Below are 23,080 nucleotides of genomic sequence, written 5' to 3' on the forward strand. Positions count from 1 at the left end.
CCGCCGTCCAGGGCGCGGCCCCCCCCCTATTGCCGCCGGTTCCGGGGCCCGCGCACCCGCCCCGGCGGGCGGGCGCCGAACCCGAGTTTGCCGCCGGGGCGGGCCCCGGCCCCCTGTCCGGCTTCCCGAGCCGCCGCCTCACGGCGACGGCGTCCGGTCAGTAAGTCTGAGCTCCCTGGGCGCCCTGCGGAGTCGCCGGTGTGATGCCCAGCGTCGTGGCGTACAGGGACAGCACGAGCTTGCCGATCGCCGGGTAGGCGCCCAGCGGCTCGGCCGTCGCGCAGCCCGCCTCCTTCGCGGCGGCGTCCAGCAGGCCGGGATCGACCTCCGGGCCCACCAGGTACGGCGCCAGCGCCAGCTGCGCGGAGCCGGAGCCCTGCAGCTGCTCCGCGATCGAGGCGACCGAGCCCTCCACGTCCAGCGCGGCGGCCATCACCGGCACGGCGAGCCGGGCGGCCAGCAGCATGCCGGTGATCCCGGCGGCCTGGACTGCCTCCTCGCCGCCCACGGTGGCCAGCACGATGCCGTCGGCGGCGGTGGCCACGGTGAACAGCCTGGCGCGGTCGGCGCGCGCGAGACCGGCCTCCGACAGCCGTACGTGCAGCGCCTCGGCGAGCAGCGGGTGCGGGCCGAGCACATCGGTCAGCTCGGCCTGCGTGCCGCTGTCCATCACGGCCTGCCGTATCCGCCGGATCAGCGCGCTGTCGGGGCCCGCGAGCAGCGGGACCACGACGGCGGACGGACCCATGGGCTCGGCGACCTCACGGCCGGCGGCGACGGCCTGCTCGAAGCGCGCGACGCGCTCCGCGGCGTTGTGGGCGAGAACGGTGGCAAGGGTCGGGTACTCGGCATCGTCGCCGTCGAGGTAGCCGATCCGGGCGTTGAGGCCGGGCAGCTCGGAACGGGCGATGCTGATCACTTCCTCGGCCAGGCTGCGCGTGGCCGATGAAGGGGTACCGGGAACGGCGAGAACGAGCGCGGCAGCGCCCTCAGGTGCGACCACGGGCTCCGGGCGGCGGTGCCGTCCGGACTGGCGAGGTCGCGGCATTCGTACAGGCAGGCCGGAAGCGGGCCCAGTGGGGGTGCTCATGGCGCCGCATGCTACTGGTTTTGCCTGCCCCTCTGTTCGGGGAGGGTCCGGTCGAGCGTTAACTATCCGCTTATGTCCGATGAGTGATGTACCGCCGGAGTGTCCCTGTCTGTCGGGCCCGTTGTCGGCTCCGTCGTTCCCTCAGGACCCTCCGCCTCCTCGCCGTCCCGCCGCCCCTCACCCCGTCCGGGGCTTCTCGCGCACCGCCGTTCCACCGTGCTGTCCGTTCTCGTGCTCCGAGGGCACGAACAACATCGTCGGGTGACGCGGCAGACGCAGGTCCCCGGCCGCCAGGGCGCGCGCGATCCGGAGTGCGCCCGTCAGCGGATCGCCCGTCTCGGCGGTCACCCGGGCCCCAGGCAACAGCCGCGCCAACTCCTCGCGCAGGGGTGCGACCAGCGGCTCGCCCATTCGGAACAGACCACCGGTCAGAGCCACTTCGCCGGCCTCGCCGCCCCCCTCGCCGGCCTCGACGCCCATCCCGGCGGGCGTCGGGCACACGGCCGCCGCGGCCTCGGCGATATGGCCGGCGGCCTGTCGCAGAATGCCGGCGGCGACCGGATCCGCTCCGGCGCACGCCGCCACCTCCGGGGCGAACGAGGCCAGCACGGCCGGCCGGTCGGAGCGCGGATAGAGCAGCCCCGGCAACTCCTCCGCCGGTCCGAACACGGCCCGCAGGCGGTCCAGCAGCGCGGCGGAACCGCCACGCCGCCCGTCGTGGGCCCGCATCGCCGCGTCCAGCCCGGCCCGGCCGATCCACGCGCCGCCGCCACTGTCACCCAGAAGATGACCCCACCCGTCGGCCCGGTGCCACTCCTTCAGGTCCGTACCGAGGGCGATCATGCCCGTGCCGCCCGCGACGACCGCACCGGGGCGCTGTCCCACCGCGCCCGCGTAGGCCGTCACCGCGTCGGCGGCCAGCGCCACCCGGCGTACCCCCAGCGCGTCCGCGAGCGCGCCGGGCAGCTCCGCCCGCAACCGCTCGCCCAGCGTGGCCATGCCGGCGGCCCCGATCGCCACCGCCTCGACCTCGTACGCCGGAGCGCCGTCGGCCCGGGAGCCGCTGGGCCGGGCGTCGGTCTGGGCGCTGTCGCTCCCGGCCTCGCCGGACGCGGCGGCCGTCGCCCGGTCCAGCAACTCCCGCGCGGCGGGCAGCAGCTGTTCCAGCAGATGCCCGGCGTCGATGCCGCCCGGCCCCGTCCGCACCGGCTCTGCGCAGACCGTCGTCGCCAGAGGTCCGGACAGCCCCACCCGGCCGAGCGCCACCCGCAGCCCGGAGCCCCCGGAGTCGACCCCCAGGACATACCCGCCGGGTCCGGCCGGATCGGGCGCCGCCGGAGGGTGGGTCACGGAAGCCGCCAGTCCACCGGCTGCGCCCCCTGGCGCTCCAGCAGTTCGTTGACCCGGCTGAACGGCCGCGACCCGAAGAAGCCCCGGTCCGCGGACATGGGGGAGGGGTGCGCGGACTCGATGGCCGGGAAGTCGCCCAGCAGCGGACGCAGATTGCGGGCATCGCGCCCCCACAGGACCGACACCAGCGGAGTGCCCCGGGCCACCAGCGCCTTGATGGCCTGCTCGGTCACCTCTTCCCAGCCCTTGCCCCGGTGGGCGGCGGGCCGCCGCGGCGCGGTGGTCAGCGCCCTGTTGAGCAGCAGCACCCCCTGCCGCGTCCACGGCGTGAGATCACCGTTGGAGGGCCTGGGCAGCCCCAGATCACCGTGCAGCTCACGGAAGATGTTCTCCAGACTGCCCGGCAGCGGCCGGACGTCCGGGGCCACCGCGAAGCTCAGCCCGATCGCGTGTCCCGGGGTGGGATACGGATCCTGGCCGACGACCAGCACTCTCACCTCCTCGAACGGCTGCTGGAACGCCCGCAGTACATGAGCCCCGGAGGGCAGGTACGTGCGTCCCGCGGCGATCTCCGCGCGGAGGAAGTCGCCCATAGCGGCGATGCGTTCGGCGACGGGTTCGAGGGCGTCGGCCCATCCCGGCTCGATGATCTCTTTCAACGGTCGTGCTGCCACGGCCCGCACTCTACTGCTGATAGGACCACTCCGATCAACTGCCGTCGGCGCTTCGGCCGGCCGCCCGTCAGCCGAGCGCCACCGCCCGTACGCACAGGACGTCCGGCAGATGGGACGCGAGCTGCTGCCAGCTGTCCCCGTCGTCCGCACTGGCGTACAACTCGCCGTTGCGGTTGCCGAAGTAGACCCCGGCGGGATCCGCGTCGTCGGTGCACAGCGCGTCCCGCAGCACCGTCCCGTAATGCTCGCCGTCCGGCAGGCCCTCGGAGAGCGGCTCCCAGGTGCGTCCGGCGTCGGTCGTACGGAACACCCGGCAGCGGTGCTCCGCCGGGACCCGGTCGGCGTCGGCGTTGATCGGGAAGACATACGCCGTGTCGCCGCGGTGCGGGTGCGCGGCGGCGGCGAACCCGAAGTCGGAGGGCAGGCCCGCGCCGATGTCGCTCCAGTGGTCGCCGGAGTCGTCGCTGCGGAACACGCCCCAGTGGTTCTGGAGATAGAGCCGGTCCGGGTCGGCCGCGTCCCGGGTGACCTTGTGGACGCACTGCCCGAACTCCGGGTCCGGGTCGGGGAGGAAGACCGCGGAGACGCCCCTGTTCGACGGTTCCCAGCTCGCCCCGCCGTCCTTGGTCCGGAACACGCCCGCCGTCGACACGGCGACGGTCACGGCCTTGGCGTCCCGGGAGTCGGTCAGGACGGTGTGCAGCCCCTCTCCGCCGCCGCCCGGCTCCCACCGCGAGCGGGTCGGGTGCTCCCAGAGCGGACGGACCAGTTCGAACGACTCGCCCCGGTCCTCGGAACGGAACAGCGCGGCCGGCTCCGTGCCCGCGTAGACCACGTCCGGCGCCTCCGGTCCCGCCGGATGCAACTGCCAGACGCGCTCCAGCGAAGCCCCGGTGAACTGGGGGAACTTCACCGCGGGCCGGCGCGGCTCGACCCAGGTCTCGCCCAGATCGTCGGAGTGGAAGACGGACGGCCCCCAGTGCGCGCTGTCCCCGCCGACCAGGATCCTCGGGATGTCCCCCCGGGTGTCCACGGCCACCGAGTAGATCGCCTGCGCGTTGAAGTGCGGGCCCGTGATCTCCCAGGTCCCGCCGCGTCTGCGGCCGATGAAGAGCCCCTTGCGGGTGCCTGCGGTGAGCAATACATCGGTCATGGTCCTGGACCTCCCGATACGCCGTTGTGCCGGAACAGTGCCAGTCTGCACCCGGCCACTGACAGTGGCTCGCGCACACGCCGCCGCCCCGTGCGCATGGCCCGCGGCGCTGCCCCGCCCACGCGGCTCCCTTGACCGGTGTCCGGCGGCGGCCCTAGCGTTCGACAGCGGTAGAAAGCGCTTGCGCGCGGTCGTTCAGGGCCCGTGCCACCGAGACCCAGGAGCCCCCGTGGTGACCTTCGAAGGACTGCCCGGCGCCGTCGCCGTCTCGCACCTGAGCGTCTACGACTGGCCCGCCGCCGACGGGCTGCGCGGAGGCACCCCGCATCTGCACCTGACCTGCTCGGAGGGGTACGTCGTGGTCGGCGGCAGCGGCTCCGTGCAGACCCTCACGGCCGAGGGGTACCGGGAGACCCCGCTGACGCCCGGTGCGCTTGTCTGGTTCACCCCGGGCACCATCCACCGCCTGGTCAACGAGGACGGGCTGCGCCTCATCGTGCTCATGCAGAACAGCGGGCTGCCCGAGGCCGGTGACGCCGTGCTCACCCTGCCGCCCCGCCGGCTCACGGACCCGGACGCCTACCGCGCGGCGGTGGCGCTGCCCGTGGACGCCGAGGAGGCCGTGCAGGAGCGGGCGGCGCGGGCCCGGCGCGACCTCGCCGTGGAGGGGTTCCTCGCGCTGCGCGGGGCTCTGGAGGACGGCGACCCGGAGCCGCTGGCCGCGTTCCACCGGGCCGCCGCCGCGCTCGTCCGCCCCCGTACGGCCGACTGGCGCACCCGCTGGGAGAGGGGGGCCGCCACGGCCGCCGCCGCCACCGCCGACCAGCTCGACGCACTGGACCGGGGCGAGGTCGGCCACCTCGCCGTCGCCCGCGTGCACGCCGAACGGCCCTCGGCGCACGGGAAGTTCGGCATGTGCGGCCGCCTGGACGTCTATCGGACCTGAGCCCGCTCCGCCGAGCCGGCCGGGCAGGCGGCGAGGCCCGCAATTGCGCCCCGCCAACCACCCCGCTGGGGCGCGCGGGAGCCGGCTCCGGCGAGCCCGCGCGTACAGCGTACACACGCCGCCGGGTGCTGACATGCTGGTGGCGGCCGTACAGAAGCCGTACAGAAGCCGTACCGAGGCCATGCGGAGGCCGGACGCCGGCCGGAGGCCCGGGGCCGAGAACCCGGGGCCCCGGGGACGGCCGCGCCCAGGGACACCGAGGAGACGACGATGAGCAGCGGGACCGGGATCACGGACGCCGACGGCCACCCGGTGCCGGTCACGGTCACCGCGGGCGAGCACCTGCCGGTCACGGTCACCGCGGGCGCCCCCGACCCGGCTCCCCGCGTCGGTATCCGCCTCACGCCCCCGGCGGGCGAGCTCCTCTGGTCGTGCACCCCCGAGGCGGCCCGCGAGCTGGCCGCCGCGCTCCTCCGGGCGGCCGAGGAGACCGAGAACGCGCCGGCGGAGCGCCCCGTCACGGTCGAGGCTGGCGAACTGCGCCGCGGCGACGTGCGCGACGGCGACCGGGCCATGACCGTCGAGAGCGCCCGGACCGACGGCTCCACGGTCCACGTCACCTGGAAGTCCGGGGCCGGCCGCAGCTGGACCCAGGCCTATGCCGCCGATGCCGCCGTCACTCTCAAGCGTCGTCTTCCCGAGGGCCGTTGACGCCTCGATCGGCCCGGCCGGGGCTGCCGCGCCCCTCGGCGGCAGCAGGGGGTCCGCCGCGTCGATAGGGTGGCCGTGATGTTTACCGAACAGGGCCCCACCGTGCGCGAACTGGCCGTCCAGGCGCTCTCGTCGATCGAGCGCGGATACGACCTCCTCGCCCCGAAGTTCGACCGGACGCCCTATCGCACCCCGGAGCGCGTACTCGACGCCGTCACCCGGGCGGTGGGCGAGCTCGGCCCCTTCGACACCGGGCTCGACGTCTGCTGCGGCACGGGCGCGGGCGTGGGCGTGCTCCGGCGGTTGTGCCGGGAGCGGGCGGTCGGGGTCGACTTCAGCGCGGGCATGCTCGCCGAGGCCCGGGCCGCCTTCCCGCCGGGGGAAGAGGGGCCGGCGGTGCACTGGGTACGGGCCGACGCCCGCTCCCTGCCCTTCGCGCCGGCTTTCGATCTCGCCCTGAGCTTCGGCGCGTTCGGCCACTTCCTGCCCGCCGAACGCTTCGGCCTCTTCGCCGAGGTGTACGGCTCGCTCCGGCCGGGCGGACAGTTCGTCTTCCCGATCGGCGCACCGCCGCCGGTGGGATCACGCGCCTACTGGTCGTTGTTCGGCTTCGACGCGGCGATGCGGGTGCGCAACGCCCTGTGGCGCCCGCAGTTCGTCATGTACTACCGCACGTTCCGGCTCGGCGACGTGCTGGAGGACCTGACGCAGGCCGGATTCGTCGTGCGGTTGCAGCCGCTGACCGAACTGGGCGCGCGCCCCGACGGCAGCCCCCGCGCCCGGCTGGTGGTGGCGACCCGGGAGTGACCGCGCGGGGCGGCCGGGGCGTGTCGTTTCCTCCGCCTTGCAGCTGCCCGCACCGGACCCCGCTCCCCGATCCGACCTGATCCGAACGACACGCCCTAGGCGTTCTCGTCCCGGGCCGCCGCCAGCAGACCCGCCCAGTCGGGGATCTTCACCGGGCCGCGCCCCAGCGAACGGCCCAGCTCAGCCTCCGCGCGCTCGATCGACAGCCAGCCGGCCCACTCCACCGGCCGGAGCCCCCACTCCCGCAGCACGGCCAGCGGATCGTCCGCCGCCGTACGCCGCGTCAGCGCGGGCGCGTCCTCCAGCAGGGAGGCCACCGTCTCCTTGGCGCAGGAGCGGTTCGAGCCGATCACCCCGGTCGGCCCCCGCTTGATCCACCCCGCCACGTACTCACCCGGCGACGCCACCCCACCCCGCAGCACCCGGCCCGCCGCGTGCGGCACCGTGCCGCGCACCGGGTCGAAGGGCAGCCCCGGCAGCTCCACCCCGCGATAGCCGACCGCCCGCAGGACCAGTTGCGCCTCGACGTCCTCGTACGCGCCGGTGTCCAGGACCCCGCCGGCGCCGTCCGGAGCCGTCCGGGCGAACCGCACCCCGGCGACCCGCCCGCCGCGCTCCAGCAGCTCCACCGGCCGCAGGAAGAACCGCAGCCGGATGCGGCGCACGGGCCCGGCGGCTGCCGCCCCGGCCCCTGTGGCGCCCGTCCCGGCCCCGCCCGCCGACCAGCCGCGCAGCACCTCCAGGTTCCGCCGCACCACGGCGGGCAGCGGCAGGGATCCGGGCAGGCCGTCCGCAGCGGCGTACGCCGGGTCGAGCGCGAGTTCCGCCGGGTCGACGACGACCCGTGCCCCGGGCAGCGCCCCCAGCTCCCGCAGCTCCTTGGTGGTGAACCGGGCCTGGGAGGGGCCCCGGCGGCCCACGATGTGCACATCGCGCACCCGGCTGGCCTCCAGCGCGCTCAGCGCGGCGCGGGGGACGTCGGTGGTCCGCAGTTCGTCGGCGCCGCGCGCCAGGATCCGTGCCACGTCGACCGCCACGTTGCCCACGCCGATCACGACGGCCGAGCGGGCGTCCAGGGCGAACGGGTCGGCGCCGATGTCCGGGTGGGCGCTGTACCAGGAGACGAAGCGGGTCGCGGAGTAGCTGCCCGGCAGGCTCTCGCCGGGCACCGCCAGCGGGCGGTCCGCCGATGCCCCGACGCAGTAGACGACCGCGTGGTACAGCTCCGCGAGCCTGGCGGGGGAGACCCCTTCCGCCCCGCCGACGCCGACGTTGCCCACGAAGGTGACGCGCTCGTCCTCCAGCACCGTCCGCAGACTGTTCTGCAGCGACTTGATCTTCTCGTGGTCGGGGGCCACCCCGTACCGCACGAGTCCGTACGGGGTGGGCAGCCGGTCCAGGACGTGCACCCGCACGTCGGGCACGAGCGACTGCTGGAGCAGGGCCTGGGCGGTGTAGACCCCGCTGGGACCGGAACCGACGACGGCGACGGAGAGCACAGCGCACCTCTTCCCGGAGGGTGCTTCCAGGATCGCACCGCCGGGCCGATCCGCACCGCCTGTGCACCAGGTGGTTGCACGGGCACGCCTCGGGGCGGGTCTCAGTCCAACAGCCCGCGCATCCGGTCGATCTCCACCGTCTGCTGGGCGACCACGTCGCTCGCCATCTCCTCGACGAAGATGTCGTTCCCCTCGGTGAGCGCCTCCGTGGCCATGGTGACCGCCCCCTGGTGGTGGGTGATCATCAGCTCCAGGAAGAGCTTGTCGAAGGCCTTGCCCTCGGCGGCGCGCAACTTCTTCAGCTGGGCCTCGGTCGCCATGCCGGGCATGCCGGTGTGGTCGTGGTGCTGCTGGTGCTGGTCGCCGTCGTTTCTCTTCAGCCATCCCTCCATGGCGCCGATCTCCGGCTTCTGGCCTGCCGATATGCGTTCCGCGAGCCGCTTGATGGTGCTGTCGGATGCCTGTTTTGGAACGAGTTCGGTCATCACCAGCGCCTGGCCGTGGTGTTCGATCATCATCTGCGCATAACGGAAGTCCGCGGAGTTGGCGGTGTCCTGACCGGCTTCCTTGGCGGCCTCCTCGGCGGAGAGCGTCCGGGCGGGCTCACCCGGTCTGCCGGGCGCGACCACGCCGGGACCCGCGTCCTTGGCCTTGTCCGACGTCCCGTCACCGCTGTCCGCGTCACAGGCTCCGAGGACGAGCACGGCGGCAACCGCCGCCGCCGCGAGAGCGGTTGAGCGCAGAGCTGCGGACCGGCGATGGATCAACACGGCGACCTCCTGTGCCACATGGTTTGTTGCAGTCCGTCCTAACACGCTTCCACCGACCGAAGATCAAAAACTTTCATTACGTCTGTGTTGCCATCTGTTGATGTGTACATGTGAGGGACGATACTGCCGGAGGTTCCAGAACCGTTCGACCCCGAACGGATACAAGGGAGGACGCAGTGACCTCGTTGCACACCACCCGCGTGCGGCGCAGACGTCTGGGCGCGGTGGCAGCCGCAGCCGGACTCCTCGCCACGCTGCTGACGGCCACCACAGCGGCCGCCACACCCGACCCGGGCGACGCCCCGGCCGAACGCGGTTCCGTCTCCAAGAGCGACCAGGCCGAGGCCAAAGCCGCCATAACCGGCGGTGACATACCGGGCGTGGACGAGATCGTCCACAGCTCCAACATCAAGCACCTGACGAACGTGCCGAAGGGCGCCCTCCAGGGCACCAACACGGACCTCGCGTTCCAGGGGAAGTACGCGTACGTCGGGAACTACGACGGCTTCGTCATCTACGACATCAGCAAGCCGAAGAAGCCCAAGACGGTCTCGCAGGTCCTCTGCCCCGGCTCGCAGAACGACATCTCGGTCTCAGGGAACCTGCTCTTCCTGTCGACGGACTCCTCGCGCAGCGACGACTCCTGCTCCAGCACCTCCCAGCCCGCCACGGAGAAGTCCTCCTGGGAGGGCATGAAGATCTTCGACATCAGCAACAAGCGGCAGCCCAGGTACATCGCCGCCGTGGAGACCGCCTGCGGTTCCCACACGCACACGCTGGTGCCGGACGGCAAGAAGAACATGTACGTGTACGTCTCCTCTTACTCGCCCAACGAGACGTTCCCGGACTGCAAGCCGCCGCACGACGGGATCTCCATCATCAAGGTGCCGCTCAAGGCGCCCCAGAAGGCCCGGGTCATCGACTTCCCGGTGCTCTTCCCGGACGGCGGTAACCCGGGAGCGCCCGAGAACCCCGGGGTCTCCAAGACGACCGGCTGCCACGACATCACGGTGCTGCCGTCCAAGGACCTGGCCGCCGGCGCCTGCATGGGCGACGGTCTGCTGTTCTCCATCGAGGACCCGGAGCACCCGAAGATCATCGACCGGGTCCAGGACAACGTGAACTTCGCGTTCTGGCACTCGGCGACCTTCAACCAGGGCGCGAACAAGGTCGTCTTCACCGACGAGCTCGGCGGCGGCGGCGCGGCCACCTGCAACGAGGCCATCGGTCCCAAGCGCGGCGCCGACGGCATCTACGACATCGTCGGCAAGGGCGACCAGCGCAAGCTGGTCTTCCGCAGCTACTTCAAGATCGACCGCCACCAGGCCGACGCCGAGGTCTGCGTCGCCCACAACGGCTCGATCATCCCGGTGAAGGGCCGCGACCTGATGGTCCAGGCCTGGTACCAGGGCGGCATCTCCGTCTGGGACTTCACCGACTCGGCCAAGCCCAAGGAGATCGCCTTCTTCGAGCGCGGCCCGGTCACCCTCGACCAGGTCACCACGGCCGGCCCCTGGTCGGCGTACTACTACAACGGTCACATCTACTCCAGCGACATCGCCAAGGGCTTCGACGTGCTGAAGCTGGACGACCGGCGTACCGACCCGGCGAAGCGGGTGAAGCTGGACGAGCTCAACGTGCAGACGCAGCCGGACTACTTCGACCGCTGATCCGTCAGCGGGACCGGTAGCCGGTTCGCCGGGCATTCCGGCGGTTGTTCAGGCATGCGGGGGGCCCGGGGGCCCCCGGGGGGGAGGGGGGCGGGGTGGGGCGGCCCGGCGGGGGGGGGTTTTGGGGGGGGGTTTTTGGGGCTGGGGGGGGGCGGTTCCCCCGGGGGGTATAAGGCGGGGGGGCTACCCCGGCCCCGGTGCGTGCGCCCACGGAAATTCATTGACCGATGAGCCGGGTGGGGACATGCTGGATCCCTGCGACGGCGGACTCCGCAACTCCGGTCCCCGGCGCGGTCCGCGGCCGTGTCCCACGAGACACGCCGAGGGTGCGCCCGGATCCGGCGACGCGGGGGATCGCCGGATCGGGCGCGATCTCCCACAGGCTCAGGTCACGGCGAGCGGCGGGTGCGGCGGTCAGGCGGCGGTGCGGACGCTCCCGCCGGCGGCGGCGGCCCACTCCACCAGCAGCCGCTGATATGCGGCCTCGTCCTGCGGCGTCAGGAACCCGCCCGAACGCTGCCACAGGTCGCGGATCTCCGCGTTGACCTCGGCTGCGGAACGGGCGGATACGGACGACGACATCGGGGACATGTCCACCAGGCTACGGCCACAAGCCGCATCCCCTACCCCTTCCGCGGCGGGATATGCCTCACACCCCGGTCCGATCTGCCCTGTTCGCCGTGGGCCTCGGCTGTCCCCTGCGGGCCTCAGTCCGGGACCAGCCCCAGGGAACGCAGGCCGTCCGGCCGCTCCCGCACGGGCAGATGATCCACGAACCGGACCTCGCAGCCCACGGCGGCCGCGCCCCCGTCCGCGCCCCGGTCGTCACCGACCATGACCACATCCGCCGGATCCCGGCCGATCAGCGTGCAGGCGGTGCGGAACAGTCCCTCGGCGGGCTTCTGGAGCCCGTGCTCGAAGGACAGGACATAGGCGTCGACCAGGGCGTCGAGGCCGTGCGCACGGAAGACCGGGCGCAGGTCCCAGCCGATGTTGCTCACCACACCGACCGCGATCCCCGCCCTCCGAAGCCCCGCCAGCACCTCCGCGGCGTCCGGGTAGGGCCGCCAGGCCTCCGGCCGCATATGGCGGTCGTACAGCGCGTCGTACAGCCCCGGATCGGGCAGGGCGACGCCCCGGGCCAGGCCGGTGTACGCCTCGCGGTGCAGGGCCGCGCTCAGGTCCCGGCGCGCCATCGCGTCGGCCAGCCGCTCCGGGACCCGGAGCGGAGCCGGGCCGCCAGGGAGGGCGCCGGCCTCGGTGAGCCCGGTCACGTACCGCTCGAAATCCTCCGGCGGTACGTCGACCTCCTCCTCCCGCAGCACGGCGGCGAGCCAGTCCCGGACCGGCTCGATCCGGAACAGGGTCCCGGAGAAGTCGAACAACACGCCCTTGATCACCATGGGTGCGATCCCTCCCGGGGCGCCGCGTACCGGGCGTACCCGGCGGCACTCAGCGCCACCACCGCCACCCCCAGCAGCGCACCGCCCACGACATCGGTCAGCCAGTGCACCCCCAGGTATACCCGGGTCGCCGCCACGCCGACCGCCGAGACCACCGCCACGGCCAGTGCCGCGCCCCACAGTCCGGGGCCCGCGCCGTACAGCCGCAGCAGCCACAGGAGCAGCCCGCAGCTCACGACGGTCGTCATGGCGTGCCCGGAGGGGAACGCCGCGAAGTTCGCGGAGTCCACGGGGTCGGTCCACTGCGGGCGATCCCGGTCCACCGCGGCCTTCAGCCCCTGCTGGAGAAGGGTGGCGAGCAGACTCGTCGCGGCCACCCACAGGGCGAGCCGGCGCGCACCCCGCCACCACAGGGCGACCACGGCCACCGCGATCAGGACGCGCATGGTCCAGGGGTCCCACACCCAGTCCGTCAGCACCCGGTTCACCTGGACCAGACCGGGGTCGGCCACCGCGTGCCGGTGCAGGGCGTCGGCGACCGTCCGGTCCAGGGACATCAGCGGCGACCAGCGCGCCGCCACCAGGACGAGCAGCACCAGGGCCGCCGCGCCGACGGCGGTTCCGGTCCACAGGGCGGGCGCGGTGCGGGGGGAGCGGTCCGGGGAGCGGTCCGGGGAGCGGAAGCGGAAGAGGGGGGAGGACATGGGGTGATCCTCGCGGAGGGCACCGCCCGAAGGCCAACCCGGGTGCGGAACCCCGGTCACCCCGGGGCTATCCCAGGGCGCGGAGCCCCGGGACGAAGGCCACGACCACCGGGACGACCGGAACCAGCGCGGCGGCGGCCGTCAGCCGAAGCCTGCGGCCCGCGGTGAGCCGTTCGACCGGGGCCAGCAACCGGTTGACCCGGAGGGGGAGTTGAGCCTGCGGGGTGGGGCAGGGGCCGAACACCCCGCGGTCCTCGTTGAGTCCGACCAGGGCGAGCGCGGTCGTCAGCCTGCCGAAGCGGCGCGAGGCCACGTCGTCGGCGGCCAGTTCGACCAGCCGGTGCATCTCGTCGCGGAACGCGGCGAACACCGGGATCTGCGGGAAGCCGATGGCCAGCGCCGACGAACAGTGCAGCAGCCAGTCGTGCCGGGCCTGGGCGTGCCCCTGCTCATGGGCGAGCACCGCATCGAGCTGACGGCCTTTCAGGCGACCCAACGCGGCGGTGGTGATGACGAGTTGCGGTGCGGTGCCGGGCAGCCACCAGGCGTCGGGGCGTTCGCCCTCCAGCACGACGAGACGGTCCGCTCCGGGCTCCTCGCCCGGCATCAGCGGGGCGCGCACCAGCAGTTCCGCCCGACGCTGCTCGCGGCGACGCCGCGCCCGCCGGACCTCCCGCAGGAGCATCGTCCCGGACCACAGCCCGCCCAGCGCCAGCAGCACCGCGATGACCGCCGACCACGGCCCGTACGCCGCCAGGGCGTATGCCTCGACGACGGCGTGCGGGGCGGGGGCGAAGACGTGGCCGCGCACCGCCTGCCAGGCGGCGGCCGCGCTCAAGGTCATGGACAGGGCGAACGACAGGAGGACCGCGGCCACCACGCACTGCCAGACCCACAGGGCCACCACCGGCTCGCGCTCCGGCCACCGGGCCCGCGCCATCACACGCGGAGTCACCAGAGCGGTCAGTGCACCGAGCAGCAGCAGCGCGAGGGAGACCAGCATGGCTTCAGCTTATGAGGGGCGGGTCGACCGCAGGTACGGCCCCGAGCGGCAAGTGACGCAGACCACTGTTTGCCGGGGGTTCTGTCCCGCTTCCCGTCTCACAGAGTGAGAAGCATGGCGAACATGCCGAGGCCCATCGTCAGTCGGCAGGCCGTCGTGAGCTCGGGCCGGCCCTCCGTCCCGCCCCCGAAACCGCCCGTACCCGGGCCGCCGACGCCCGCTCCGGCCGCCGGGGCGATCGCGGTCCCGGGCAGCAGGCGACCGGCCGAGCCCAGCACGTAGAACGCGTAGTAGAGGAGCAGGACCCCGGTCAGCACGGGTATGCCGCCGGCTCCCGCCGCCCCGTGTCCGGCATGCCCGCCCCCGCCGCTGCCCGTCACCGCCGGCGCCATCACCACGGCCATGTAGACCATGGCCAGCGAGCCGACGAGATGGTGCAGATGGTGGCCGCCGCGCAGGGCAGGCCGCAGCGCCCGCAGCGCGGCCCCGCCGAACAGCACCGCGTACACCGCCCAGGCCCAGTCCGGGGGCGACAGCACCGCCGCCGGAACGGCCATCGCCGCCATGCCGAAACCCATGAGCGCCTCCGAGCGCGCGGTGCGGCGCTCCCGTGGCGTCCCCGTGCGGGTGCGCAGCAGGCAGTAGGCCCCGCTCACCGCGCACAACACCACCAGCAGCCAGCCGGCCAGAGCCTCTCCGTGCACGGCGCGCCTCCCCCTGATCGGACGTACGGCACTGTTGCGGGTCGCCCCATCGATGCCCAGGCCGACGCCGCCGAACCCGGCGCACAGGGGAGTGAAGGGAGCGCGCCGAGGCCCACCGGGGGCGCTCCGGGTCGCGTTACGCTCGACCGCACGCGCGACAGCGACCGTGCGTACGGCAGCGGACACGGGAGCCGCCACGTGCGTACGGCAGCAGAGAAACGGAGAGCCCACCATGGACACCGCCACGCCCGACTCGGCCCGGCTGACCTTCCGTGACGCGACCGAGACCGACGTCCCGGCGCTGGTCGCCCTGATCGAGTCCGCCTACCGCGGTGACTCCAGCCGCACCGGCTGGACCACCGAGGCGGACCTCCTCCAGGGGCAGCGGACCGACGAACAGGGCGTGCGCGATGTCATCGGCGCTTCGGCGAGCCGGCTTCTCGCGATCGAGCGCGGTGGCGAACTCATCGCCTGCTGCCAGCTCGAACACCGGGGCGACGCGGCCTACTTCGGCATGTTCGCGGTCCGGCCCGGACTCCAGGGCGGCGGACTCGGCAAGCTCATCATCGCCGAGGCGGAGCGCACGGCGAAGGAGAGCTGGGGCGTCGGCGAGATGCACATGACGGTGATCTCGCTGCGCGAGGACCTGATCGCCTGGTACGAGCGCCGCGGCTACCGCCGTACGGGAGCGCTCACCCCGTTCCCGTACGGCGACGAGCGCTTCGGCGTCCCCCAGCGCGACGACCTGGCCTTCGAACTGCTCGTCAAGAACATCTGAGGCCGGTCGAGGGCGCCTCGGAGCCGACCGGACCGGGCGACGCCCTCACGCGGTGAAGCGCCCGGTGCGGCGGATCTCCGGGAAGTCGGTCGTCGCGCCGTCCAGGCCCAGGGCCCGCGCCAGGCGCAGTTGGTCCTGGGTGTTCACCACCCAGCCGATCACCTTCACGCTCTCGGCGTGCGCGTGCTCCACCACCTCCAGGGTGAGGCGGCGGATGTTCAGGGCGAGCGTCGCCGCGCCCGCCGCCTTCGCCCGGTCCACCACGTCCGCCTTCCAGCGGCTGGCGATCAGGACCGTGCGTACGCCGGGCACCAGCCGCGCGATCTCGGTGACGGCCTCGTCGTGGAACGAGGACACCTCCACCCGGCCGACGAGTTCGCGCTCCCGGATCACGTCCGCCAGCGCGCGGGCCGCCGCCACGTCCTTGATCTCCGCCTGGAGCGGGGAGGAGACGGCGTCCAGGACCTCTTCGAAGACCGGGATCCGCTCGCCCCGACCGGCGTCGAGCTCGCGCAGCTCCGCCAGGGTCTTGGCCGCGATCGGCCCGGTCCCGTCCGTGGTGCGGTCCACGTCCGCGTCGTGCATCACGGCGAGCGCGCCGTCCTTGCTGAGATGGAGATCCAGCTCGATGGCGTCCATCCCGGACGCCTCGGCGCGGACGAAAGAGCGCAGGGTGTTCTCGGGCTCGACGCCCATCACTCCGCGATGACCCAGGGTGAGAAATGACAAGGCGACCTCGTTTCCGTCGGCGGCTTCCCGTCGACTGCTCCTGCCCGCGCTGAGGTACGGCAATACGGCACTGGGGAGGGTAACGGCCCGGGCGCGCGATGTCCCCCGCCGTGCGGGCCCGGCCGCCCTGCCCCGAGCGGTGCTGTGGGAACTGCGCGCCTACCCGGCATCCGACAGGAAAAACAGCGGTGACCATGGGGGGTACGCAGGATAATTTTCAGGCCCCCACTTGTCGGGAGGAACCCTGCACGGCTACGGTGAGTCCACGCGAGGTTCTCCCGTGGAGGAAGTGTTATGACGGAAATTCTTGTGCACGACGCCACCGACGGCGCGATAGCTACGGCCCAGCGGGTCGTCGAGCACCCGGCCTGGCCCGTGCTCAGGGATGCCGTCGAGGAGATCCGCCCCTGGCAGTCCAAGGACGGATCCATCGACTTCGAGGCCGACGGCGCCCCGTCCCCGGCCGCCGTCGAGCGCGTCCTCGACCGGGTGATCGGCGCGGTCGAGGAGCTGTCCCCGCTCCTCCCGCACGACGCCGCCTACCACCGCGCGCTCGTCACCGACCTGCGCCGCTGGGCCGCCGACGGCTTCCGCGTCCCCGACTTCCTGGACTCGCTGCTGGCCTTCCATCCCGCGAAGACGCGGATCGACGGTCTCCAGCACCTCGTCGTCTTCGCGATGTACACGCAGAACGGCAACCCCGACCGCAACCTCGAAGCGGTCGTGCTGAAGATGGTCTGGCCCGACTGGCTCGCCGACCTGGAGGCGAACCGCTACGACAACCCGCTCTTCTGCGGCATCACCTTCGAGGACTTCACCTCCGGCTACGACACCAACTCCGCGGTGCTCTTCCCGGAGACCATCGCCGTGCGCGAGGCCCCCGAGCGCTTCAGCTGGGGCGGCATCTTCTGCGACCGCGAGGCCGCCCGTTTCCGACGCGTCACCGAGGCCTCCGTCGACCTGCTCGGCCTGGAGCTGCCCGAGGACATCCGCGAGATGATCGGCGACCAGCAGCGCTGTGAGCAGGCGTTCGTCCTGTGGGACATGGTCCACGACCGCACCCACAGCCACGGCGACCTGCCGTTCGACCCGTTCATGATCAAGCAGCGCCAGCCGTTCTGGATGTACGGCCTGGAGGAGCTGCGCTGCGACCTCACCGCCTTCAAGGAGGCCGTGAAGCTGGAGTCCGAGGGCAACACCCACGGCCGCGACGTGCAGTACGCGGTGCTCTTCGACCGGATGTTCCGCTTCCCGGTCTCCGGCGAGCGCGTCCGCAACTACGACGGTCTCGGCGGCCAGCTGCTCTTCGCCTACCTGCACAAGCACGACGTCGTCCGCTGGACCGACAACACCCTGAAGATCGACTGGGACCGTGCCCCGCAGGTCACCAACCAGCTCTGCGCCGAGATCGAGAAGCTCTACCGCGACGGCATCGACCGCCCCAAGCTGGTCCACTGGTTCGCCGCGTACGACCTCGTCTCCACCTATCTCGCCCCGCACCCGGGATCCCGCTGGGCCAAGGGCCCCGACGCCCTGGACCTCACACTTCCTCCTCGCAAGCTCGTCGACGACGTGCTTCCGGACGAGTTTCCCCTGAGCATGTTCTATGAGGCGCTCGCCAAGAAGCTGAAGCACGTGATTGCCTCCACCAAGGGAATCACCGCGGCGAACGACGAGCGGGCAGCCGCGTGAACCATTCTCCCGAGGAGGCGGTGGCCATGAACGGAAACGGCACGGGCGAGGGGACCGGTGTGCTCGAAGGAGCCGTGGTTGCGGTCGCCGGAGCGGCCGGCCCCGCCGGACGCGCGACGCTGCTGCGGCTCGCCGAGGCGGGCGCCACGGTTGTCGGATGCGACGCCAACCCCGAACGCCTCGCCGAGGCGGTGGACGCCGCCCGGTACGCCCACGGGGGCGCGACCGTCACCGGCGAGACCGTCGACCTGCTCGACCTCGACGCCACCCGGGACTGGGCCAAGCGCACCGAGGCGGAGTTCGGCCGCATCGACGGCCTGGTCCACCTCGTCGGCGGCTGGCGCGGCAGCCCGTCGTTCCAGGAGACCGTCCTGTCCGACTGGGACGCTCTGGAGAAGCTGCTCATCCGTACCGTCCAGTCGACCTCGCTGGCCTTCCAGGAGCCCCTCCAGCGCAGCGACCGGGGCCGCTACCTCCTGATCAGCGCCGCCGGGGCCAGCAAGCCCACCGCGGGCAACGCCGCCTACTCCTCCGCCAAGGCCGCCGCCGAGGCGTGGACCCTCGCGCTCGGCGACGCCTTCCGCAAGGCGGGGGGCGATGAGGGGCCGCGTACCGCTGCTGCGATCCTGGTGGTCAAGGCACTGGTGAACGACGCGATGCGCGCCGAGCGCCCGAATGCGAAGTTCGCGGGCTTCACCGACGTCACGGCGCTGGCCGAGGCCATCGCCGGCGTCTGGGACGAGCCCGCCCCCGAAGTGAACGGAAAGCGCCTGTGGCTGACCCCGCAACCGTGAGGACCGACGCGCGACGTCACCACGATCCGCGGGTACGCGGCTTCGCCAGTGACAACTACGCGGGCGCGCACCCGGAGGTCCTCGCCGCCATCGCCCTCGCCAACGGCGGCCACCAGGTCGCCTACGGCGAGGACGACTACACCGGCCACCTCCAGCGGGTCATGCACAGCCACTTCGGCCCCACCGCCGAAGCGTTCCCTGTCTTCAACGGCACCGGAGCCAACGTGGTCGCCCTCCAGGCGCTCACCGACCGCTGGGGAGCGGTCATCTGCGCCGAGTCCGCCCACATCAACGTGGACGAGGGCGGGGCGCCCGAGCGGATGGGCGGGCTGAAGCTCCTCACCGTGCCCACCCCGGACGGCAAGCTCACCCCCGAGCTCATCGACCGGCAGGCGTTCGGCTGGGACGACGAGCACCGGGCCATGCCGCAGGTCGTCTCGATCACCCAGAACACCGAGCTGGGCACCGTCTACACCCCCGACGAGATCCGCGCCATCTGCGACCACGCCCACGAGCGCGGCATGAAGGTGCACCTCGACGGGGCCCGGATAGCCAACGCCGCCGCCTCGCTGGACGTGCCGATGCGGACGTTCACCAACACGGTCGGCGTCGACGTGCTGTCCTTCGGCGGCACGAAGAACGGCGCCCTGTTCGGCGAGGCCGTCGTCGTGCTCAACCCGGACGCGGTCCGGGCGATGAAGCACCTGCGCAAGCTCTCCATGCAGCTCGCGTCCAAGATGCGCTTCGTCTCCGTCCAACTGGAGGCGCTGCTCGCCAAGGACCTGTGGCTGCGCAACGCCCGGCACGCCAACGCCATGGCGCAGCGGCTCGCCGAGGGCGTCCGGGCGATCGACGGGGTCGAGATCCTCTACCCGGTCCAGGCCAACGCGGTGTTCGCCCGGCTGCCGCACGCGGTCAGCGAGCGGCTCCAGGAGCGCTTCCGCTTCTACTTCTGGGACGAGGCGGCCGGGGACGTCCGGTGGATGTGCGCGTTCGACACCCGCGAGGACGACGTCGACGCCTTCCTCCAGGCACTCAAGGAAGAGATGGTGCGCTAGCACGCACGCTCCTCACGCTTTGCATGACTATACGGCCGACCGGAAATTGATGGACTTCCGGTCGGCCGCTTCGTACGCTCTCCGGTCATGGAGCTAACGCAGTACTGCCCCGACATCGAGGGGTACCTGGCCGCCGACGGGGTCATCGACCACGATCATCCCCAGGTGAGGGAAACGGCGACCCGCCTCGCGCTCGACGCCGACGCCGCATACTCATACGCGCGGGCCGCCTTCGCGCTGCGGCTGCCCGGGGCCGGGCGCTGGGCGCGGGTGGACCCCCGGGGCAACAAGCCGGGCATCGACGCGCAGTTCTCGCTGGAGGAGGAGCGGCTGGCCTGGGTGGTGCGCGAGGAGTTCAATGAAATCGACTATCCGGTAATCTGCGCTGCACCACCCGAGGGGCTCCTCCAGGCGTTGAAGAGCTCCCGGGACCGCTCGGAGCTCTGGCGGAACCTTCCCACGAGCCTCTGAGCCCACCCGACGCCGCGCACCACCGCACCACGCAGCACGTCACCGCACCGGCAACGCAGTAACGCAGTAAGGCAGACGATGACCCTCACGCTCACCGTGTCCGACGAGGTGCGCACGATCGCACCGAGCTTCACCCACGTCGCCGTCGAGGCGCACGGCCTCGTCAACGGCCCCAGCGACGCACGCAGCTCCGCCCTGCTGGACACCGCCGCCCGCAGGCTCACCGAGCGCCTGGACGGCCGCGCCCCGCACGAGGACCCGCACATGGTGGCCTGGCGCGCGACCTACGGGGCCTTCGGGGCCAAGCCCTCCCGCACCCGCAATTCGGCCGAGGCGCTCGCCCGGCGCGCCCTCGCCGACGGCGGACTGCCCCGCATCAACCTGCTGGTCGACGCCTACAACGCGATCAGCGTCGCCCACCTGCTCCCGGTCGGCGGAGAGGACACCGACCACATCAAGGGCCAGATGCGCCTGATCCGCGCGCAAGGTGACGAGCCCTTCCCCACCGTCGCCGGCGGCGAGGAGTCGGTGGAGCACCCCGAGCCCGGCGAAGTCGTCTGGTGCGACGACGAGAGCGTCACCTGCCGCCGCTGGAACTGGCGCCAGGGCGTACGCACCCGGCTCACCGAGGAATCGGTCAACGCCGTCTTCCTGCTGGAGGGCCTCGCACCCATGACGAACGGCGAGCTCGACGCCGCGGGCGCCGAACTCGCCGCGACCCTGGAGCGGCTGAGCCCCGGCGCGCGGATCACCGTCCACGCACCGCGGTGAAGTGAGAGCGACGCCGCCCCGCCCCGGGGCGGCCGTCAGCCGAGCTCGCGCACCTCGGCGGGGGTCGGGGCCGTACCGCCGAGATGGGCCGGCACCCACCAGGTGTCGCTCGCGTCCTTCGGACGCACCGGGTAGGCCCGCTGCGCCGCTTCCAGCAGCTCCTGGACCCGCTCCCGCAGCCGCCGGGTGATGGCACCGGCGTACTGGTCGGAGGGGGCCTCCACGGGTTCGCCGACGCGAATGGTGATCGGGATGTGGCTGCGCTGGAAATTGCGCGGCCGTCCCTTCGTCCAGATCCGCTGCGTGCCCCAGAGCGCCATCGGGATCAGCGGAACCCCGGCCTCCTGGGCAAGGCGCGCGGCGCCTGACTTGAAGCTCTTCAGCGTGAAGGACTGCGAGATGGTGGCCTCGGGGAACACCCCGATGATCTCACCGGAACGCAGTGACCGGAGCGCGTGCGCGTATGCGTCCTCGCCCTGGTCGCGGTCCACCGGGATGTGCTTCATTCCCCGCATCAGCGGACCGGAGATCTTGTGCCGGAAGACCGACTCCTTCGCCATGAACCGGACCAGCCGCTTCTGCGGCAGGGCGCCCAGGCCGGTGAAGATGAAGTCGAGGTAGCTGATGTGATTGCTGACCAGCACCGCACCACCGGTCTTCGGGATGTGCTCCGAACCCTGAGTGTCGATCTTCAGGTCGAGCGCCTTGAACAGGGTGCGAGCGGCGCCGATGACCGGTCGATAGACGAGTTCTGCCATCTGGAGAAGACCCTTCTTCAGTGCCTGGGGAGGGTTCTCCCGGCGGAAGTTACGCAGCCGTAGGTTTTCGGCATTGTGGCGATGGTGCCCCATGCGCGAGCCGCTGGCCAGTCCCGGCGGACGTGGACCGCGAGATTCTCGTCACGTGCGCGTCCCCCGGGAGCTGCGGGAATGCCCGGGCGGCGGCCGGTGCTGACCCCTTACGAAGAGCTCTGATCAGGAGGCACAGGTGGACCGCCGGACACACGGACAGCGACTCGACGCATCCCAACTCGGCGCGGAACTCGGGGAACGCGCCACGCTCGTCCAGTTCTCCAGCGCCTTCTGCCAGCCGTGCCGGGCCACCCGCCGCACACTCGACGAAGTGGCCGCGATGGTCGAAGGAGTCACCCACATCGAGGTCGACGCCGAGGCCCACCTCGCGCTGGTGCGGCAGCTGGACATCACGAGGACACCGACCGTCCTGGTGCTCGACGCCGAGGGTGAGGTGGTCCGCCGGGCCACCGGACAGCCCCGCACCGTCGACGTCGTCGCGGCGCTGGGACACGCCATATGACGGACCGTGACGCATCTCCCACATTCCGGAACACCCTTGACTGCACCCACCACGCATCGTCAGTGTGACGTTATGCCGCCAGAACTCCTTCTCTACGGCCGGGTCCATGTGGACCTCGCACGCTACGCGAGTGCGCGCTGTCCGGGTGTCTGAGCACCCACGGACCCGTACGCCACTCCCGCAGAAGGACACCTCCATGACGGCAACGCCCGATCTCGTCCCCGCCCCGACGGCGGCCACGCCCGAACTCTTCCGCTCCGTCTTCCGCCGCCACGCCGCGGGCGTGGCCGTGATCACCGCGGCGGGGGAGCGCCCGGTCGGCTTCACCGCCACCTCGCTGACCTCCGTCGCCGCCGAGCCCCCACTGATCTCCTTCGGCATCGGTACGTCGTCCTCCAGCTGGCCCGTGCTGTCCGAGGCCGAGTACGTCGGCGTCCACATACTCGGGGAGCACCAGCGGGAACTGGCCGCGACCTTCGCCCGCAGCGGGGCCGACCGCTTCGGTCCGTCGACCGACTGGAGCAGCGGCCCCGAAGGCGTTCCGCTGCTGGCGGACGTGTCCGCCTGGCTGGTCTGCCGCGTCGTGACCCGTGTTCCGGCCGGGGATCACCGCATCGTCATCGCCGAGGCCGTCGCGGGCGCGCCCGCCGAAGCCGGTCGTCCGCTGGTCTACCACCAGGGACGGTTCACGGCTCTGCGAGACTGAGGGCACGCACAGGCCCGCCGGGTTGGCAAGGTCACAGTGCGGTCCGGTTGCTCAGGGGTAACAGACTGGGTGTACTGGTGAGTAATATCGGGCGCGGAGCCTCGGTCGTCCTGACCGGATCCGGCCCGACAAGGCGCCTATGCTGCGTGCAACAAGGCAGCCCGGAAATGACGATGCAGTAGGAGAGCCGGCGTGAGCTTGAGGATCGTTGTCTGTGTGAAGTACGTGCCCGACGCGACCGGTGACCGGCGTTTCGCCGATGACCTGACGCTGGACCGTGAGG

The 23,080-nt window shown here is 72.2% G+C and carries 26 protein-coding genes and 1 pseudogene; 14 read left to right on the forward strand and 13 right to left on the reverse strand.

Going from position 1 to position 23,080, the window contains the following annotated elements:
• Window positions 1-157: 157 nt before the first annotated feature.
• The 4 genes from ACFWRV_RS33575 to ACFWRV_RS33590 all read right to left on the reverse strand — a co-directional run bounded on the left by ACFWRV_RS33575 (window position 158) and on the right by ACFWRV_RS33590 (window position 4,267).
• On the reverse strand, window positions 158-1,090 hold the full coding sequence (locus ACFWRV_RS33575; protein ID WP_384339695.1) for a sirohydrochlorin chelatase: 933 nt from the start codon (window positions 1,088-1,090) through the stop codon (window positions 158-160).
• A 177-nt stretch (window positions 1,091-1,267) separates the two neighbouring features.
• Window positions 1,268-2,440 carry an N-acetylglucosamine kinase gene (locus tag ACFWRV_RS33580; protein WP_384339696.1) on the reverse strand — a complete coding sequence of 391 codons (1,173 nt, stop codon included), beginning with the start codon at window positions 2,438-2,440 and terminating at the stop codon, window positions 1,268-1,270.
• Entirely contained in the window at window positions 2,437-3,114 is a 678-nt protein-coding gene (locus tag ACFWRV_RS33585; protein ID WP_384339697.1) for a uracil-DNA glycosylase, read from the reverse strand. The genes ACFWRV_RS33580 and ACFWRV_RS33585 overlap by 4 nt, the downstream gene beginning before the upstream one ends.
• Before the next feature lie 67 nt (window positions 3,115-3,181).
• Window positions 3,182-4,267: a WD40/YVTN/BNR-like repeat-containing protein gene (locus tag ACFWRV_RS33590; RefSeq protein ID WP_384339698.1), complete on the reverse strand. Its 1,086-nt coding sequence runs from the start codon at window positions 4,265-4,267 to the stop codon at window positions 3,182-3,184.
• Window positions 4,268-4,496: 229 nt separating this feature from the next.
• Between ACFWRV_RS33590 and ACFWRV_RS33595 the strand changes: the two genes are divergently transcribed.
• The 3 genes from ACFWRV_RS33595 (at window position 4,497) to ACFWRV_RS33605 (ending at window position 6,731) form a co-directional block, all read left to right on the forward strand.
• Window positions 4,497-5,213 (forward strand): cupin domain-containing protein, encoded by a 717-nt coding sequence (locus tag ACFWRV_RS33595; protein ID WP_384339699.1) that lies wholly within the window; start codon window positions 4,497-4,499, stop codon window positions 5,211-5,213.
• Between the two features lie 270 nt (window positions 5,214-5,483).
• Window positions 5,484-5,924 carry a hypothetical protein gene (locus ACFWRV_RS33600; RefSeq protein WP_384339700.1) on the forward strand — a complete coding sequence of 147 codons (441 nt, stop codon included), beginning with the start codon at window positions 5,484-5,486 and terminating at the stop codon, window positions 5,922-5,924.
• Window positions 5,925-6,002: 78 nt separating this feature from the next.
• On the forward strand, window positions 6,003-6,731 hold the full coding sequence (locus ACFWRV_RS33605; RefSeq protein WP_384339701.1) for a class I SAM-dependent methyltransferase: 729 nt from the start codon (window positions 6,003-6,005) through the stop codon (window positions 6,729-6,731).
• Between the two features lie 95 nt (window positions 6,732-6,826).
• Here the strand turns inward: ACFWRV_RS33605 and ACFWRV_RS33610 are convergent, their stop codons facing one another.
• Window positions 6,827-8,230, reverse strand: a complete 1,404-nt coding sequence (locus tag ACFWRV_RS33610) for an FAD-dependent oxidoreductase (protein WP_384339702.1) — start codon at window positions 8,228-8,230, stop codon at window positions 6,827-6,829.
• A 101-nt stretch (window positions 8,231-8,331) separates the two neighbouring features.
• Complete coding sequence (locus tag ACFWRV_RS33615) at window positions 8,332-9,018, reverse strand: DUF305 domain-containing protein (protein ID WP_384339703.1); 687 nt, start codon at window positions 9,016-9,018, stop codon at window positions 8,332-8,334.
• Between the two features lie 158 nt (window positions 9,019-9,176).
• Here ACFWRV_RS33615 and ACFWRV_RS33620 point away from each other — a divergent pair, with 158 nt between their 5' ends.
• Window positions 9,177-10,670 carry an LVIVD repeat-containing protein gene (locus ACFWRV_RS33620; protein WP_384339704.1) on the forward strand — a complete coding sequence of 498 codons (1,494 nt, stop codon included), beginning with the start codon at window positions 9,177-9,179 and terminating at the stop codon, window positions 10,668-10,670.
• A 414-nt stretch (window positions 10,671-11,084) separates the two neighbouring features.
• Here the strand turns inward: ACFWRV_RS33620 and ACFWRV_RS33625 are convergent, their stop codons facing one another.
• The 5 genes from ACFWRV_RS33625 to ACFWRV_RS33645 all read right to left on the reverse strand — a co-directional run bounded on the left by ACFWRV_RS33625 (window position 11,085) and on the right by ACFWRV_RS33645 (window position 14,484).
• Window positions 11,085-11,261, reverse strand: coding sequence for a hypothetical protein (locus tag ACFWRV_RS33625; protein WP_384339705.1), 177 nt, complete (start codon window positions 11,259-11,261; stop codon window positions 11,085-11,087).
• Window positions 11,262-11,377: 116 nt separating this feature from the next.
• The gene (locus tag ACFWRV_RS33630; protein ID WP_384339706.1) at window positions 11,378-12,073 is read right to left on the reverse strand and encodes an HAD family hydrolase; all 696 of its coding nucleotides are present in this window, start codon (window positions 12,071-12,073) and stop codon (window positions 11,378-11,380) included.
• A complete protein-coding gene (locus tag ACFWRV_RS33635; protein WP_384339707.1) occupies window positions 12,067-12,777 on the reverse strand; it encodes a phosphatase PAP2 family protein in 711 nt (236 codons plus the stop codon). Before ACFWRV_RS33635 ends, ACFWRV_RS33630 begins: the two co-directional genes overlap by 7 nt.
• A gap of 67 nt (window positions 12,778-12,844) precedes the next feature.
• Window positions 12,845-13,780 carry a M56 family metallopeptidase gene (locus ACFWRV_RS33640; protein WP_384339708.1) on the reverse strand — a complete coding sequence of 312 codons (936 nt, stop codon included), beginning with the start codon at window positions 13,778-13,780 and terminating at the stop codon, window positions 12,845-12,847.
• Window positions 13,781-13,878: 98 nt separating this feature from the next.
• Window positions 13,879-14,484 carry a DUF5134 domain-containing protein gene (locus tag ACFWRV_RS33645; protein WP_384339709.1) on the reverse strand — a complete coding sequence of 202 codons (606 nt, stop codon included), beginning with the start codon at window positions 14,482-14,484 and terminating at the stop codon, window positions 13,879-13,881.
• A gap of 232 nt (window positions 14,485-14,716) precedes the next feature.
• Here ACFWRV_RS33645 and ACFWRV_RS33650 point away from each other — a divergent pair, with 232 nt between their 5' ends.
• The gene (locus ACFWRV_RS33650; RefSeq protein ID WP_384339710.1) at window positions 14,717-15,262 is read left to right on the forward strand and encodes a GNAT family N-acetyltransferase; all 546 of its coding nucleotides are present in this window, start codon (window positions 14,717-14,719) and stop codon (window positions 15,260-15,262) included.
• 45 nt (window positions 15,263-15,307) lie between these two features.
• Here ACFWRV_RS33650 and ACFWRV_RS33655 read toward each other — a convergent pair whose 3' ends face one another.
• Window positions 15,308-15,991, reverse strand: a complete 684-nt coding sequence (locus ACFWRV_RS33655) for a glycerophosphodiester phosphodiesterase (protein ID WP_384339711.1) — start codon at window positions 15,989-15,991, stop codon at window positions 15,308-15,310.
• Between the two features lie 294 nt (window positions 15,992-16,285).
• On the opposite strand from ACFWRV_RS33655, the gene ACFWRV_RS33660 reads away from it, so the two are divergent.
• From ACFWRV_RS33660 to ACFWRV_RS33680, 5 genes are all read left to right on the forward strand, one after another.
• The gene (locus ACFWRV_RS33660; protein ID WP_384339712.1) at window positions 16,286-17,683 is read left to right on the forward strand and encodes a DUF6421 family protein; all 1,398 of its coding nucleotides are present in this window, start codon (window positions 16,286-16,288) and stop codon (window positions 17,681-17,683) included.
• 26 nt (window positions 17,684-17,709) lie between these two features.
• A complete protein-coding gene (locus tag ACFWRV_RS33665) occupies window positions 17,710-18,477 on the forward strand; it encodes an SDR family NAD(P)-dependent oxidoreductase (RefSeq protein WP_384339719.1) in 768 nt (255 codons plus the stop codon).
• On the forward strand, window positions 18,474-19,535 hold the full coding sequence (locus tag ACFWRV_RS33670; protein WP_384339720.1) for a threonine aldolase family protein: 1,062 nt from the start codon (window positions 18,474-18,476) through the stop codon (window positions 19,533-19,535). Before ACFWRV_RS33665 ends, ACFWRV_RS33670 begins: the two co-directional genes overlap by 4 nt.
• 87 nt (window positions 19,536-19,622) lie before the next feature.
• The gene (locus ACFWRV_RS33675) at window positions 19,623-20,006 is read left to right on the forward strand and encodes a hypothetical protein (protein WP_384339713.1); all 384 of its coding nucleotides are present in this window, start codon (window positions 19,623-19,625) and stop codon (window positions 20,004-20,006) included.
• Between the two features lie 78 nt (window positions 20,007-20,084).
• Window positions 20,085-20,777, forward strand: coding sequence for a B3/4 domain-containing protein (locus tag ACFWRV_RS33680; protein WP_384339714.1), 693 nt, complete (start codon window positions 20,085-20,087; stop codon window positions 20,775-20,777).
• 35 nt (window positions 20,778-20,812) lie between these two features.
• Here the strand turns inward: ACFWRV_RS33680 and ACFWRV_RS33685 are convergent, their stop codons facing one another.
• Window positions 20,813-21,535 carry a lysophospholipid acyltransferase family protein gene (locus ACFWRV_RS33685; RefSeq protein WP_384339715.1) on the reverse strand — a complete coding sequence of 241 codons (723 nt, stop codon included), beginning with the start codon at window positions 21,533-21,535 and terminating at the stop codon, window positions 20,813-20,815.
• A 229-nt stretch (window positions 21,536-21,764) separates the two neighbouring features.
• On the opposite strand from ACFWRV_RS33685, the gene ACFWRV_RS33690 reads away from it, so the two are divergent.
• From ACFWRV_RS33690 to ACFWRV_RS33705, 4 genes and pseudogenes are all read left to right on the forward strand, one after another.
• The gene (locus tag ACFWRV_RS33690) at window positions 21,765-22,091 is read left to right on the forward strand and encodes a TlpA family protein disulfide reductase (protein ID WP_384339716.1); all 327 of its coding nucleotides are present in this window, start codon (window positions 21,765-21,767) and stop codon (window positions 22,089-22,091) included.
• A gap of 72 nt (window positions 22,092-22,163) precedes the next feature.
• Entirely contained in the window at window positions 22,164-22,244 is an 81-nt protein-coding gene (locus ACFWRV_RS33695) for a putative leader peptide (protein ID WP_343240489.1), read from the forward strand.
• Between the two features lie 43 nt (window positions 22,245-22,287).
• A complete protein-coding gene (locus tag ACFWRV_RS33700) occupies window positions 22,288-22,797 on the forward strand; it encodes a flavin reductase family protein (protein WP_384339717.1) in 510 nt (169 codons plus the stop codon).
• Window positions 22,798-22,989: 192 nt separating this feature from the next.
• Window positions 22,990-23,080: pseudogene (locus ACFWRV_RS33705) on the forward strand (electron transfer flavoprotein subunit beta); the annotation flags it as partial.

Origin of the sequence: Streptomyces sp. NPDC058576, from assembly GCF_042718715.1 — a bacterium.
Classification (GTDB): Bacteria; Actinomycetota; Actinomycetes; order Streptomycetales; family Streptomycetaceae; genus Streptomyces.

Bases quoted from the DNA above. Each gene is read 5' to 3' on its own strand.
- ACFWRV_RS33575 (WP_384339695.1), bottom strand. From the start codon at position 1,090: ATGAGCACCCCCACTGGGCCCGCTTCCGGCCTGCCTGTACGAATGCCG.
- ACFWRV_RS33590 (WP_384339698.1), bottom strand. From the start codon at position 4,267: ATGACCGATGTATTGCTCACCGCAGGCACCCGCAAGGGGCTCTTCATC.
- ACFWRV_RS33600 (WP_384339700.1), top strand. From the start codon at position 5,484: ATGAGCAGCGGGACCGGGATCACGGACGCCGACGGCCACCCGGTGCCG.
- ACFWRV_RS33605 (WP_384339701.1), top strand. From the start codon at position 6,003: ATGTTTACCGAACAGGGCCCCACCGTGCGCGAACTGGCCGTCCAGGCG.
- ACFWRV_RS33625 (WP_384339705.1), bottom strand. From the start codon at position 11,261: ATGTCCCCGATGTCGTCGTCCGTATCCGCCCGTTCCGCAGCCGAGGTC.
- ACFWRV_RS33630 (WP_384339706.1), bottom strand. From the start codon at position 12,073: ATGGTGATCAAGGGCGTGTTGTTCGACTTCTCCGGGACCCTGTTCCGG.
- ACFWRV_RS33635 (WP_384339707.1), bottom strand. From the start codon at position 12,777: ATGTCCTCCCCCCTCTTCCGCTTCCGCTCCCCGGACCGCTCCCCGGAC.
- ACFWRV_RS33640 (WP_384339708.1), bottom strand. From the start codon at position 13,780: ATGCTGGTCTCCCTCGCGCTGCTGCTGCTCGGTGCACTGACCGCTCTG.
- ACFWRV_RS33650 (WP_384339710.1), top strand. From the start codon at position 14,717: ATGGACACCGCCACGCCCGACTCGGCCCGGCTGACCTTCCGTGACGCG.
- ACFWRV_RS33660 (WP_384339712.1), top strand. From the start codon at position 16,286: ATGACGGAAATTCTTGTGCACGACGCCACCGACGGCGCGATAGCTACG.
- ACFWRV_RS33665 (WP_384339719.1), top strand. From the start codon at position 17,710: ATGAACGGAAACGGCACGGGCGAGGGGACCGGTGTGCTCGAAGGAGCC.
- ACFWRV_RS33675 (WP_384339713.1), top strand. From the start codon at position 19,623: ATGGAGCTAACGCAGTACTGCCCCGACATCGAGGGGTACCTGGCCGCC.
- ACFWRV_RS33680 (WP_384339714.1), top strand. From the start codon at position 20,085: ATGACCCTCACGCTCACCGTGTCCGACGAGGTGCGCACGATCGCACCG.
- ACFWRV_RS33685 (WP_384339715.1), bottom strand. From the start codon at position 21,535: ATGGCAGAACTCGTCTATCGACCGGTCATCGGCGCCGCTCGCACCCTG.
- ACFWRV_RS33695 (WP_343240489.1), top strand. From the start codon at position 22,164: ATGCCGCCAGAACTCCTTCTCTACGGCCGGGTCCATGTGGACCTCGCA.
- ACFWRV_RS33700 (WP_384339717.1), top strand. From the start codon at position 22,288: ATGACGGCAACGCCCGATCTCGTCCCCGCCCCGACGGCGGCCACGCCC.